This window comes from Tenacibaculum ascidiaceicola, from assembly GCF_047470925.1.
Lineage (GTDB): Bacteria > Bacteroidota > Bacteroidia > Flavobacteriales > Flavobacteriaceae > Polaribacter > Polaribacter discolor.
In genome coordinates this window covers 129802-144074 of sequence record NZ_JAZKJP010000013.1, presented here as the reverse complement: position 1 = coordinate 144074, position 14273 = coordinate 129802, and the positions used below count along the sequence as shown (strand labels likewise).

At 33.1% G+C, this 14273-nt stretch carries 9 protein-coding genes; 6 read left to right on the top strand and 3 right to left on the bottom strand.

What is annotated here, in order from left to right; genetic code table 11:
• Positions 1–273: 273 nt before the first annotated feature.
• Positions 274–468 (top strand): hypothetical protein, encoded by a 195-nt coding sequence (locus VBY68_RS15265; protein WP_028891267.1) that lies wholly within the window; start codon positions 274–276, stop codon positions 466–468.
• Between the two features lie 78 nt (positions 469–546).
• Here the strand turns inward: VBY68_RS15265 and fabD are convergent, their stop codons facing one another.
• Positions 547–1434: an ACP S-malonyltransferase gene (fabD, locus tag VBY68_RS15260; protein ID WP_415270218.1), complete on the bottom strand. Its 888-nt coding sequence runs from the start codon at positions 1432–1434 to the stop codon at positions 547–549.
• 65 nt (positions 1435–1499) lie between these two features.
• Between fabD and VBY68_RS15255 the strand changes: the two genes are divergently transcribed.
• Genes VBY68_RS15255 through VBY68_RS15235 form a run of 5 tightly spaced genes read left to right on the top strand, consistent with a single transcriptional unit; the run spans position 1500 to position 5816 of the window.
• On the top strand, positions 1500–2189 hold the full coding sequence (locus tag VBY68_RS15255) for a queuosine precursor transporter (RefSeq protein ID WP_099215573.1): 690 nt from the start codon (positions 1500–1502) through the stop codon (positions 2187–2189).
• A 13-nt stretch (positions 2190–2202) separates the two neighbouring features.
• Positions 2203–3468 (top strand): mechanosensitive ion channel family protein, encoded by a 1266-nt coding sequence (locus tag VBY68_RS15250; RefSeq protein WP_099215574.1) that lies wholly within the window; start codon positions 2203–2205, stop codon positions 3466–3468.
• The gene (locus tag VBY68_RS15245) at positions 3461–4528 is read left to right on the top strand and encodes an ABC transporter permease (RefSeq protein ID WP_415270217.1); all 1068 of its coding nucleotides are present in this window, start codon (positions 3461–3463) and stop codon (positions 4526–4528) included. Before VBY68_RS15250 ends, VBY68_RS15245 begins: the two co-directional genes overlap by 8 nt.
• Positions 4529–4562: 34 nt before the next feature.
• Positions 4563–5006 (top strand): acyl-CoA thioesterase, encoded by a 444-nt coding sequence (locus tag VBY68_RS15240; protein WP_099215576.1) that lies wholly within the window; start codon positions 4563–4565, stop codon positions 5004–5006.
• The gene (locus tag VBY68_RS15235) at positions 5007–5816 is read left to right on the top strand and encodes a DNA/RNA non-specific endonuclease (RefSeq protein WP_099215577.1); all 810 of its coding nucleotides are present in this window, start codon (positions 5007–5009) and stop codon (positions 5814–5816) included. It abuts the gene before it with no gap.
• 19 nt (positions 5817–5835) lie between these two features.
• Here VBY68_RS15235 and VBY68_RS15230 read toward each other — a convergent pair whose 3' ends face one another.
• A complete protein-coding gene (locus VBY68_RS15230; protein WP_415270216.1) occupies positions 5836–6753 on the bottom strand; it encodes a PorP/SprF family type IX secretion system membrane protein in 918 nt (305 codons plus the stop codon).
• Between the two features lies 1 nt (position 6754).
• A complete protein-coding gene (locus tag VBY68_RS15225; protein WP_415270215.1) occupies positions 6755–14164 on the bottom strand; it encodes a BspA family leucine-rich repeat surface protein in 7410 nt (2469 codons plus the stop codon).
• Positions 14165–14273: the final 109 nt, after the last annotated feature.

The following is a 14273-nucleotide window of genomic DNA, read 5'->3' as shown; positions in this document are numbered from 1 at the left end:
TCGTTTCTTACAAAAAAAACATTAAAATCACTCATTTTTGATTATTTTCAATCAATTTTGAGTGATTTTTTATTCATTTTAGTTAAAATCAGCTTTTTTTACATTTCTAATTTGTGAATTGTTTACACTTCCTATTATCATATTCTTAAAATAGTACACTTCAAATTTAAAAACACATATTTATTAGCTGATTTTTAATGTTTTAACGTTTATTAATTGACATCACGCTTTAAGCTTTTTAGTTTTGTACCCTAATTAAATGATACTAGAATAATGAAATTGATTAAAATTAAAAGAGAAACACGTTTAGAAAAACGATTTTCAAGAAAAATGGGTAAACTTCATACTAATGTTACCTACATTAAAAAAATGTTTTTAAATATTATACCGCTTGAAACGGTACACAAATACAGAGAAACCTATTATGGTGAAGTTAAAGATTGCGAAGACTGTGTTTTAGCTAAATAATAACTTTCTTTTTCACAAAAACAAAAATCCCGTTCCAAAGGAACGGGATTTTTCTATACTATATTTTGTTTTTACTATTTATGATGCTAAAGAAGCACCACTAGCAGCTACACTTCTATCAATTTTACGCATTAATCCTTGTAATACTTTACCAGGACCAACTTCAACAAACTCAGCACCACCATCAGCAATCATTGCTTGCACACATTGCGTCCATCTTACTGGCGCTGTTAATTGTGCTATCAAATTTTCTTTAATTTCAGCAGGATTTGTTACTGCTTTTGCTACCACATTTTGGTATACTGGGCAAATAGGTTCGTTAAATGTAGTTTCTTCGATAGCTGCTGCTAATTCTTCACGAGCTGGCTCCATCATTGGTGAATGAAATGCTCCTCCTACTGGTAAAAGTAACGCTCTTTTCGCACCTTTTTCTTTTAATACTTCACAAGCTTTTTCAACTGCTTCAACTTCCCCAGAAATTACTAATTGACCTGGGCAGTTATAATTTGCTGCTACCACTACTCCATCAATCGAAGCACAAACTTCTTCAACTACAGCATCTTCTAATCCTAACACAGCTGCCATAGTAGATGGTTGAATTTCACATGCTTTTTGCATTGCTAAAGCACGTTTAGAAACTAATTTTAATCCGTCTTCAAAAGACAATACACCATTAGCTACTAATGCTGATAATTCTCCTAGAGAGTGACCTGCAACCATTTCTGGTTTAAAATCATCCCCTAAAACTTTTGCTAAAATTACTGAATGTAAAAAGATAGCAGGTTGCGTTACCTTAGTTTGTTTTAATTCTTCAGCAGTACCTTCAAACATTACGTCGGTAATACTAAAACCTAATATATTATTTGCTTTTTCAAAAAGTTCTTGAGCTAATGGAGAGTTTTCATATAAATCTAACCCCATTCCTGTAAATTGTGCTCCTTGACCTGGAAAAATATACGCTTTCATTTGTTTGTTTTGTTGTTTATTTAACCTTGCAAACATACAACTTTTAAAATTACTATCTTCGTTTTATGACTGTACAACAAAAATCTCAAGCACAACTTATTTACCTAGTTTTAGCTTCGTTATTTATAGCCTCTCTTGTAACTTCAAACCTAATTTTTCAGAAGTTTTTTTATTGGGAACCTTTTAATTTATTTCGTTTTGAAGTATCTGTTGGAATACTTCCTTATCCTATTACTTTTTTAATTACTGATATTCTTTCTGAAATTTATGGTAAGAAAAAAGCCAATCAAGTTGTTGTAGCAGGTATTTTTGCTTCCTTTTTTTCAATGTTAATTATTTTAGTAGCTGATTACGCTCCTGCAATTGATAACTCCCCTATAGGAAATGAAACTTTTACAAAGGTTTTTGGGCTTTCTCCTTTAGCAGTATTAGCTTCTATGTTAGCTTACTTAGCTGCTCAGTTTATAGATATTCGTATTTTTCATTTTTGGAAAAGGCTAACTAAAGGAAAGCATTTATGGCTTCGAAATAATTTTTCTACCTTTTTGTCACAATTTATAGATACTTTTACCGTATTATTTTTATTGAGTTCTTTTAAAATACTTCCTTGGAGTATTTTTAGTAGCCTTTTACTTAGCGGTTTTTTATTCAAAGTCATAATAGCAGCTCTGGACACTCCTATTTTGTATGCTGTTGTATATTGGTTTAGAAAAAGGTTCGGCTTAAAAATGGGAGAAGAAATCACAGAATTTTAACCTGACACTACTTATGTTAAACAAGTTTTTTTATAGAATTTTTAAAGAACATTTTTCACTTTCAGAGACACTTTCTAGTTATCTGAATTTATTCGCAAACTTAATTGTGTTTGGAATTTTAGGCTACATCCTATTCAAAATTTTTAGGTATTTTGGTAAAAGAACGATGAATAAAATGGCTGCAAAAACATCAACTAGTTTTGATGATATGCTTATTAAAAACAAAACATTTTTAAACCTTTCTAGAATTGTTATTCTTACAATTGTTTTTAATTTTTTAAAAGACCTTTTAGTTGATTTTCCTCACTTGTTTAATTACGCTGAACGTATTGTTACTATTGCCATTATTTTTGCTATTGTTTGGTTTATACGTAGTATTTTACTGAGCATTAAAGATTTTCTTCGTACCACAAATGCTTTCAAAGACAAACCCTTAGAAAGCTATGTGCAAATCTTTATGGTAATGTTGTGGTTAATTGCTGCTATTTTATCTTTTTCAGTATTAACAGGTAAACCTTTAATTAGATTTTTAACTGCTTTAGGAGCCTTTTCAGCTGTATTATTATTAATTTTTAAGGACACCATTCTTGGTTTTGTATCAAGTATTCAGGTGGCGGTAAATGATACTGTTAGAATTGGAGATTGGATTACCATGGAAAAATATGGTGCCGATGGTGATGTAGTTGAAATTAATCTTACTTCGGTAATTATTAGAAATTTTGACAATACAATATCCAGTATTCCTACTTACTATTTAACCTCTGATTCTTTTAAGAACTGGAGAACAATGAACACCTCAGGTGGTAGACGTATAAAGCGATCAATTTTAATTAAAATAAATAGCATCCACTTTCTTACCGATGAAGATATTGAACGTTTTAAAAAGATTGAATTAATTTCTGATTACATAGAAGAAAGTAGTAAAGAGGTTAAAAAATATAATGAAGAAAATAACGTAGATAAATCGGTTATTCTAAATGGTAGAAACCTTACCAATTTTGGATCTTTCAGAATTTATTTAGATAAATACATTGAGAATCACCCCAAAATTAATCAAGACATGTTATTAATGTCTCGTCAGTTGGAGCCAACTCCTAATGGAATTCCGCTAGAGATTTATGCGTTTAGTAGAGAAAAAAATTGGGTAGATTATGAACGTGTTATGGCGAACATTTTTGATCATATTTTAGCTTCTGTAAAATATTTTGATTTGGAAGTTTTTCAAAATCCATCAAGTATTGATGTCAATAACTTGAAAGAAATACAAAAGAGTGAATAATAATACAGGTACATCTTTATGGCAAATAGCCATCCAAAAATTTAAACGTAGTAAAACAGGTATGTTTAGTTTTTGGTATATTGTTTTATGCGGATTTATTGCTGTTTTTTGCTATGTTTTAGCTCCTGATAACAGTAACTCTGCCAATCAAATGCATTTAGAAATTCACTCGAAACCTCCTGGATTTTCTGCGCAACTATTAAGTATTCCTTCAGAAGTAAAAAATCAACAATCTTGGTTTTCTGTTTTTATGAAGGGAAAACAAAATTCATCAACAGAAATACCTATAAAATCATTTTCTGTTAAAAATAATCAGTTAGAAGTTATTAAATACTCCGATGTTTTACCAAAAGAGTTTCCTGCTTCCTACGAAAAGTACATTCAGCAAAAAACGTTTTATTTAGGAACTGATAAATATGGTCGTGACTTATTAAGCAGGTTATTAATTGGTGCTAGAATTTCATTTTTTATTGGATTTATAGCTGTGTTTATTTCTCTTTTAATAGGAATTCCTATTGGAGCCATTGCAGGTTATTTTGGTGGGAAGATAGATGATTTTATTATGTGGGTTATCAATATCACTTGGTCTATTCCAACACTTTTACTAGTAATAGCTATTACATTGGCTTTAGGAAAAGGTTTTTGGCAGGTTTTTATTGCTGTAGGTCTAACTATGTGGGTAGAAGTTGCCCGTGTAGTGCGTGGTCAAGTAATTACTACTAAGCAGCAGCAATATGTAGAAGCTGCCAAAGCTTTAGGTTTTTCTGATTTTAGAATTATTTTCAAACATATTTTAGCTAATATTTTAGCTCCTATCATTGTAATTTCCGCCGCAAATTTTGCAGCTGCTATTTTAATTGAAAGTGGACTGAGTTTTTTAGGTATTGGAGCCCAACCTCCTACTCCTTCTTGGGGTGCTATGATTAAAAATCATTATAATTATATCATTTTAGGCAAACCATTTTTAGCATTGATTCCTGGATTAGCAATTATGAGTTTAGTAATGGCTTTTATGTTAATTGGAAATACACTTCGTGATGCTTTGGATGTGAAAGCATAAAATTTGTAAATTCGCTTTCTTAAATTTTTTTGATATGAGTTTTAGTGTTGAGTTTAAAACACGATGGGCAGATTTTGATGCCAATATACACATGCGCCATACCGCATATAATGACTATGCTGCTGAATTACGTTTGCGTTTTTTTAAAGAGCATAATGTAACTGTTCAAGATTTCACAAAAGAAAACGTTGGTCCTATTTTATTTGAAGAGAATACTAAGTTTTTACGTGAAATACACATGGGAGAAGACATAACTGTTAACTTAAAGGTTACTGGTTTATCTGGAAAAGGTGAACGTTGGAAAATTCAACATGAAGTTTTTAATCAAGCAGGTAAACTCTCTGCAATTATAACTGTTTATGGTGCTTGGTTAGATTTAGTTAAGCGTAAATTAACAGTACCTCCTATTAAGTTTCAAGAAATTTTTAATGAAGTTGAAAAAACTGAAGATTTTAAAGAAATTGTATTAAGTAATTAAATGAGTACTTCAAGGAAAATAAAAGTTGTTATTACCATTGTTGCTTTGCTTGTAGGTTATTGGTTACAACAGAAAGAAGAAGCTAATAGTTCTTCTCAATCTACAACAGAAACAACTAGCAATAAAACTAATAACTTCAATTACTTTCCTACCTCAACAACTGGAGTCATTATAAAACATAATGGCTACCAGTTATCATATAGCGAAAAACACGAGCAAGCCGAATGGGTTGCTTACCCTTTAGATAAAAGTGATATTGTTTATACCAATCGTAAACGTCCGTTTTTTATTATAGACCCTAAGGTTAAAACAAAATCTGCGGATTGGAGAAATTATAAAAGGTCTGGTTATGACAAAGGACACTTATGTCCTGCTGGTGATAGACGTGCCTCTAAAAGTGCTCATGATGAAACTTTTTACACCTCTAACATTTCTCCGCAAAACCATGAATTTAACGCTGGGATTTGGAATAAACTAGAACAAAAAACTCGTTATTGGGCAAAAAAGTATAATCACTTGTATGTTGTTACTGGTGGTATTTTAGAACCTAATTTGAAAACTATAGGAAAGGAAAAAGTAAGTGTTCCTAATTATTTTTATAAGGTTTTACTAGATTATACTCAGCCTGAAATTAAAGCCATCGCTTTTTTACTTCCACATAAGGAAAGCAACAAACCTCTATCTGATTTTGTGGTTTCTATTGATGAATTAGAACAAAAAACAGGTATTGATTTCTTCCCTGAATTACCTGATAATATTGAAAATCAACTAGAGGCTTCTGCTAATTATAAAAATTGGAGTTTTAGGTAACAATTCTATAATACTCCTTTTAGTACCTACGTTTTTTCTCAAAAACATACGATAGAACAACTCCATGACTATTTCCTAACACTGAATCGCTAAACGCAGCATTGTAGAAATACACAAACTTTAAGTTTTTTAGAGCATAAATACCTGCCATAAAATTAATTGAAGAGCTACTTCGATAACCAGTACCTATTTCGATTTTGTTTTTATAGTTAACTGCAACATTTGCATCAATCTGCATAGGCGCTCCACCTTCATACTTTAAGAAAACACTAGGCTTAATCATTACTTCCTCAAATCTATTGGTAAAAAAACGATACCCAAAATAACCATAAACAGGATTTGATATATCTAAATCATCTCTTGATGCTAGTTTATCTCCTAAAAGGTTTGGTAGTGAAATTCCTGCATAAAAATCTGCATGATTGTACAAAAACCCAACCCCAACAGTTGGCACAGTTACATTCATATTTTCTGAAAACTCTATATCATCAGTAATTCCTAGCTCTAATAGATTTTCATGAAACTGCTGTACTCCTGCTGTTAGTCCAAACGATATTACATGTTCATTATAATGCTGCCAATAAGGTCTATCAATCTCAGTATCAAAAAATATTTTATACGAATATGCAGCATATGCATTTGTATAAGTGCTCACACCTATTTTGTCTCTTACAATAGCCCCACCTATTCCCATTTTCTTCCTAGCTATAGGAGAATGAAAACTTAATGATAATGTTCTGGGACTTCCTTCAATACTATTTATATAACCGTAATTGCTAAGTGTAATTTCTGCTCCATCTGACATTCCTGTATAAGCCGAATTTATAATAAACGGATTATAATTATACTCTGGATACAAAGCCGTCTCTTGTCCCCAATTATTCTGAAATACCATTATAAAAATTAATGGTAAAATATAGTTTCTTATCTCTTTCATCTTATCTTTTTAAAACTAAAAACCCTTTCTTTTCTGTTGAATTCCCCCCTTTTGAAATTTTTATATTGAAAAAGTATGTTCCTGCTGGCAACTTATCACCTCCCATACTTGTTAGCTTATTGGCAACACCTCTAAAAACATTAAACTGGTTATCATATCCTTTTATCTGGAACACCATATCTCCCCACCTATTAAAAACAGTTACTGAATTGTTAGGATATTCTTCAATTCCTTTTATTTCCCAAAAGTCATTTACTCCATCACCATTCGGAGAAAAACCATATTTAGTTTCTCCTACTAAACCTTCTTCTGTTCTAAAACTAATTTCTGAACAACCTGTAGCACTTCCTACAGAATTATAAGGAGTCACCGAGACATAAATTGTGGCCGTTTCTGGTAAATCACTTGCTAGTGTGTAACTCGTTCCTGTTACTGATTCATTATTTACAATATCAGTTCCGCCTGAAGTTGTTCCAATTGACAGGTAATATCCATCTGTATCAGCTACTGCGTCCCAACTAATTCCGGTACTAACACTAACATTCATTCCTCCGTTACTTGGAAATGTGATTGTTGTACAATTCGGTGCTGTTGGTAATGTTTCTGTAGTGAAACTAATCTCTAAACATCCTGTAGCACTTCCTACAGAATTATATGGAATTACCGAGACATAAATTGTGGTCGTTTCTGGTAAATCACTAGCTAGTGTGTAACTCGTTCCTGTTACTACTTCATTATTTATAATATCTGTTCCTCCTGAAGTTGTTCCAATTGACAGGTAATATCCGTCAGCATCAGCTACTGCGTCCCAACTAATTCCGGTACTAACACTAACATTCATTCCTCCGTTACTTGGAAATGTGATTGTTGTACAATTCGGTGCTGTTGGTAATGTTTCTGTAGTGAAACTAATCTCTGAACATCCTGTAGCACTTCCTACAGAATTATAAGGAGTCACCGAGACATAAATTGTGGTCGTTTCTGGTAAATCACTAGCTAGTGTGTAACTCGTTCCTGTTACTACTTCATTATTTATAATATCTGTTCCTCCTGAAGTTGTTCCAATTGACAGGTAATATCCATCTGCCTCAGCTACTGCGCCCCAACTAATTCCTGTACTAACACTAACATCCGTTGCTCCGTTACTTGGAACTGTGATTGTTGTACAATTTGGGGCTGTTGACAATGTTTCCGTAGTGAAACTAATTTCTGAACATCCTGTAACGCTTCCTACCGAATTGTACGGAATTACCGAAACATAAATTGTGGTCGTTTCTGGTAAACCACTAGCTAGTGTGTAACTCGTTCCTGTTACTACTTCATTATTTACAATATCAGTTCCACCTGAAGTTGTTCCAATTGATAGGTAATATCCATCTGCCTCAGCTACTGCGTCCCAACTAATTCCTGTACTAACACTAACATCCGTTGCTCCGCTACTTGGAACTGTGATTGTTGTACAATTTGGGGCTGTTGACAATGTTTCCGTAGTGAAACTAATTTCTGAACATCCTGTAGCGCTTCCTACCGAATTGTACGGAATTACCGAAACATAAATTGTGGTCGTTTCTGGTAAATCACTTGCTAGCGTGTAACTCGTTCCTGTTACTGATTCAGTATTTACAATATCAGTTCCACCTGAAGTAATTCCGATTGATAGGTAATATCCGTCAGCATCTGCTACTGCATCCCAACTAATTCCTGTACTAACACTAACATTCGTTGCTCCGTTACTTGGAACTGTGATTGTTGTACAATTCGGTGCTGTTGGTAATGCTTCGGTTGTAAAACTAATCTCTGAGCATCCTGTGGCACTTCCTACCGAATTGTACGGAATTACCGAAACATAAATTGTGGTCGTTTCTGGTAAATCACTTGCTAGCGTGTAACTCGTTCCTGTTACTGATTCAGTATTTACAATATCAGTTCCACCTGAAGTAATTCCGATTGATAGGTAATATCCGTCAGCATCTGCTACTGCATCCCAACTAATTCCTGTACTAACACTAACATCCGTTGCTCCGTTACTTGGAACTGTGATTGTTGTACAATTCGGTGCTGTTGGTAACGCTTCGGTTTTAAAACTAATTTCTGAACATCCTGTAGCGCTTCCTACCGAATTGTACGGAATTACCGAAACATAAATTGTGGTCGTTTCTGGTAAATCACTTGCTAGCGTGTAACTCGTTCCTGTTACTACTTCATTATTTACAATATCAGTTCCGCCTGAAGTTGTTCCGATTGACAGGTAATATCCATCTGCATCAGCTACTGCGTCCCAACTAATTCCTGTACTAACACTAACATCAGTTGCTCCATTGTTTGGAATTGTAATCGTTGTACAATTTGGCACATTTACAACTGCATCTCCTGTAGTAAAACTTTCTTCTACACAACCTGTAGCGTCACCTACATCATTGTATGGAATTATACGAACATAATGTATTCTATTTTCTTGTAGATCTTGGATAAAACTATACGAAGTAGTATTTCCTACATCAATACTATTCACAACTTCTATTCCTCCTTGAGTAGTTCCTACACTTATTAAATATCCTGTTGCTTCTGCAATTTCATTCCAAGAAATATCAGTATTCAACGGAACATTCGTTGAACCATTTATAGGATTTATTAAACTTGTACAACTAGGTACTACTGGAATAAACTCTGTTTTAAAAGATTCTTCTCCACAACTTATTGCATCTCCTTCATCGTTATAAGGAGTTATAGTTACAAAAATATCGGTGTCTTCTGGTAAATCTACAGGTAAATCATATGTTGTACTGTTACCGACATCAATACTATTAAGAATATCTGATCCTCCAGAAGTAGTTCCCACTGTAAGCCTGTACCCATCTGCATTGCTTATAACATTCCATTCTAAATTTGTACTAACAGGTATATCGGTAGCACCTACAAGTGGTAGGGTTAAATTGGTACAATTTGGTACTGTTGATGGAGTTGTAGACAGGGTAAAACTTTCTTCTGAACAAGGTCCTACCGCATCTCCATTTTCGTTTGAAGGTACAATAGTAACATGAACTGTTTCTCCTCCTGAAAAATCTGTAGCAAATTCATAAGTGGTGGCATTTACAACAGTTTCATTTATTATGGTTCCAGACGGTTCAATTCTAATTGTTAAAGCATATTCACGTGCATACAAAACAGATTCCCAAGTTAAATTAGTATTTACAGGAACATCTGTTGCTCCATTTAAAGGAGCTATTAACTGTGTGCACTCTGGAATAGGACAATCTAAGACATCACCTGTAAAAGACCATCCAAAATCATCAATCATTGATTGCCTTTCTTCTACAGCATCGCAATATATAAGAGTATTAGCTCCTAGATTTATTCCTGGTATTAGTGCTTGTTCTGACCATGCAATAAGCGTATTGTCATAATTTACTCTGGTAAGAGCTGTATTATCTAGCATATTTTGCATGTTAGTTACTCCACTAATATTCCAATCACCTAAATCTTGATTAAAAACTGTAGCATTATTAAACATAGCGTTCATAGATACCGTATTTAATAACCATTGGTTTAAAGATTGATTAAACAAACTTGCACCTTGAAACATTCTATCCATGTTTGCCACTGCTGTTGGCCTCCAATTATTAATAGGTTGATTAAAGTTTATTGCACCATTAAACATATCTTGCATGGTGGTTACTCTCCTGATATTCCAACTTCCAATAGCACCATCAAAGACCTCTGCTGATTGAAACATACCTTGCATATTTGTTACTGATGCTACATTCCAAGAATCTAACGATCTATTAAAAGATGTTGCTCCTCGAAACATTTCTTGCATGGTGGTTACAAAAGATACATTCCAGTTATTAATATCTTGATTAAATTTAGACGCTCCATAAAACATTTCAGCCATCGTTTGTGCTTCGCCTGTATTCCAATTCCCTAAAGGTTGGTTAAATATTTCTGCATCTTTAAACATTGCTTCAAAGTTTGTAACTACTGAAACATTCCAGTTTTCCAAGGGGTTATCAAAAGCAATAGCTTCTTCAAACATTGAAGGCATTAACGTTACTGAGCTTACATTCCAAGAATTTAATGGTTGATTGAAAACTGTGGCTTGTTGAAACATTTGGCTCATATTAGCAACAGCACTTACATCCCAATTATTTAATGGTTGATTAAACACCTCTGCTCTTCGGAACATCCCTGACATATTAACTACTGAGTCTACATCCCAAGAATTTAACGGTTGGTCAAACATTTGAGCATTGTAAAACATTAAACTCATGTTCGTTACATTGGTTACATTCCAACTATTTATATTTTGATTAAAATTGCCAGCGCTTTGAAACATACTCTCCATGCTAGTAACCTTAGATACATTCCAACTATCTAGTGGTTGATCGAATACAGATGCGCTTTCAAACATCGAAGTCATATTTGTAACAGAACCTACATTCCAAGAATTTAAAGGCTGATTAAAATCAACACATCTCTGAAACATTTCAGACATATCTGTAACATTACTTACATCCCAATTATCTATATTTTGGTTAAAAGCCATATTTGAAATAAAACCATTAAACATTTCAGACATATTGGTAACATTGCTTACATCCCAGTTATCAAGTGGCTGGTTAAATGCTTCTGCTCTTTCAAACATACTACTCATATCTGTAACATTACTTACATTCCAATTATTAAGATTCTGATCAAATACTTCTGCATTCTGAAACATACCTCCCATATTTATAACATTTCCGGTATTCCAATTCCCTATATCTTGATTAAACTCTACAGCACTACCAAACATATAATTCATATTAGTAACATTACTCACATCCCAGTTATTAAGTGGTTGGTTATAAATTGAGGTTCCGCTAAACATACCACGCATGTTGGTTACATTGCTAACATTCCAATTATTTATGTTTCCATTAAATTTTCTGCATGAACTAAACATTCTTTCCATATCCGTTACATTGCTTAGATTAGGAATATCTGTGGCATTGTACTCCATATTTGCACAACTTTCAAAAGCTTCGTGCATGCTTTCCCAAACTTGTGTTCCCCATTGATCTATAGACAATAACTTGTCAGAGTCTCCAATAGTTTCATGCTTCGGAGAAGGAAAAACACCAATAATACTTACTGTATAAATCCCTGGTGTAAGATATGTGTGTGTAATATCACCTGCAACATTATGGTTATATTGTCCATCTCCCCAATCTATAGAATAATTGTATGTAAGATATTTTGGATAACCTGAATTTGTTTCTATTCTTAACTGATTTGTTGGTGTAGTGAATGAAGATTGTATACTTGTATCATAGGTAAGTTTAAATGCATCTGGACTATTTGCCCAACTTTCGATTACAGTAAAACTAATTTCTTGACAACCTGTAGCTGGTCCTTCATCGTTATAAGGAACAACTGTTACATATACAGTATCTCCTGCTATAAATTCATTGGTAAAATCGACTCCTACAACATTTCCTACATCTTCATTATTATATATAACCTGTGAAGTTGCTCCGTTTTCTCTTCTTACACTAATTCTATATCCTTTTGCATTAGGTGCTGGGTTCCAACGAATATCACTATTAGCAGGGACATTGGCATCTCCGTTTTGTGGCATTGTTATTTGCGTACATAATACATAAGAACAGTTTACAATATCTCCAGATATAGTCCAACCGTTATTATCAATTAAACTCTGTCTCTGGTTTAATGCATCACAATAATTAAGATTCGTCGCTCCTAAATCAACGTTGTTTTGAACTGCTTGAGCATCCCAAGCTATAAGAATATTATCATAATTCTCTTGAGAGACACCACTATTCGATAACATATTTGTCATACTTGTTACCTTAGATATATCCCAACTTCCTAGGTTTTGATTAAATGAGGTAGCTTGATTAAACATATAAGACATGTTTCTAACATTTCCCGTTTCCCAACCACTTATATCTTGATTAAAGGATGTAGCCCTATCAAACATATACTGAAAATCAGTGACATTACTTACATCCCAAGTATTTAAAGGTTGGTTAAAAGCTTCTGCTCGTTGGAATATATTACGCATGTTAGTAATATTGCTCACATCCCAAATATTCAAGGGTTGATTGAAAGCTTCTGTTCTTTCAAACATACTTTCTATATTGGTAACCTTACTAATGTTCCACGAACTAATATCCTTATTAAAATCAATAGCACCTTCAAACATTCCTCTCATAGTAACAACATTACTTACATCCCAGTTATTTAAAGGTTGATTAAAACCTGAGTTATCTCGAAACATATAACTCATATCAGTAACATTACTTACATCCCAGTTACCTATAGGTTGATTAAAAACTGCTCCCCAAGCCCATCCATCAAACATACCCGACATGTTTGTAACATTACTTACATCCCAATTATTTAAAGGTTGATTAAAGGTTCTGTTTCTAAAAAATAGCTTGGACATATTAATAACATTACTAACATTCCAACTATTTAAGGATTGATTGAATTTAGATTGACTAAACATTCCCGCCATTGTTGTAACGCTACTTACATCCCAGTTATCTATTGGACTATTAAAGCTAGAACCTTTAAATGTGTTATCCATATTGATAACATTACTAACATTCCAATTATTCATTGGTTGATTATAAATACTCGTATCGTAAAAGGCTCCTTCCATATTAACAACATTAGCTACATTCCAGTTGTTAATATTTTGATTGAATTTACGGGCTCTATATAAAAAGTTTTCTAAAGTAGTTACTGCTGATGTATTCCAGTTATCTAATGGTTCGTTGAATTCTCTTGCATTATAAAAAGTGTAAGACATATCTATTATACTAGATGTGTCCCACTGATCTAAAGGTCTATTAAAAATTTCGCAATTCATAAATAACCCTGAAATATTAGTTATGGTGCTCATATTCCAATTATTCATAATACCATTAAATAATGAACAATCTCTAAAAGCATTTTGTAAGCTAGTAGCTTGGCTTAAATCTGGTGGAGTAATGGCATCAAAATTTAGGTTTGAACATCCATAGAATGCATTTTCCATACTTTGCCATTGAATGGTACCCCAAGACAATATTTCAATAATTTTGTCAACGTCTCCCGTATTGTTAAAATAGATTGCAGGAAACGTACCATCTATCTTAATAGTATAATTCCCTTGTGTAGCGTAGGTGTGAGTAATATCTCCTGTTACATTTGAATCTACATTTCCATCTCCCCAATCAACAGTATAAGAATATGTATAAGCTGAATTTGTTGGTATGGTTATTTCATTATCTGCAGAAGAATCAGTGCTAACATTTGCAGTGTTCCATAAAGAAGTAAACGACTGCGAAAACGACTGACTGCTTATAATTAAAAAAAGTACTGTAAAACTACTCTTTAATAACTTACTGATAAATTTCCTCATTCTTTTTAATCTAATTTTTAAACTTCTTCTTAATTAATTATTTTAATTTTACAACATAACAAGTGAAGTAAAATCACCTGAAAAATTACAGGTGTTTTTTGTTTGACTA

What these genes read in the sequence shown, in the direction of transcription:
- VBY68_RS15265 (WP_028891267.1), top strand. Translation starts at nt 274, where the DNA reads ATGAAATTGATTAAAATTAAAAGAGAAACACGTTTAGAAAAACGATTT.
- fabD (WP_415270218.1), bottom strand. Translation starts at nt 1,434, where the DNA reads ATGAAAGCGTATATTTTTCCAGGTCAAGGAGCACAATTTACAGGAATG.
- VBY68_RS15255 (WP_099215573.1), top strand. Translation starts at nt 1,500, where the DNA reads ATGACTGTACAACAAAAATCTCAAGCACAACTTATTTACCTAGTTTTA.
- VBY68_RS15250 (WP_099215574.1), top strand. Translation starts at nt 2,203, where the DNA reads ATGTTAAACAAGTTTTTTTATAGAATTTTTAAAGAACATTTTTCACTT.
- VBY68_RS15240 (WP_099215576.1), top strand. Translation starts at nt 4,563, where the DNA reads ATGAGTTTTAGTGTTGAGTTTAAAACACGATGGGCAGATTTTGATGCC.
- VBY68_RS15235 (WP_099215577.1), top strand. Translation starts at nt 5,007, where the DNA reads ATGAGTACTTCAAGGAAAATAAAAGTTGTTATTACCATTGTTGCTTTG.
- VBY68_RS15230 (WP_415270216.1), bottom strand. Translation starts at nt 6,753, where the DNA reads ATGAAAGAGATAAGAAACTATATTTTACCATTAATTTTTATAATGGTA.
- VBY68_RS15225 (WP_415270215.1), bottom strand. Translation starts at nt 14,164, where the DNA reads ATGAGGAAATTTATCAGTAAGTTATTAAAGAGTAGTTTTACAGTACTT.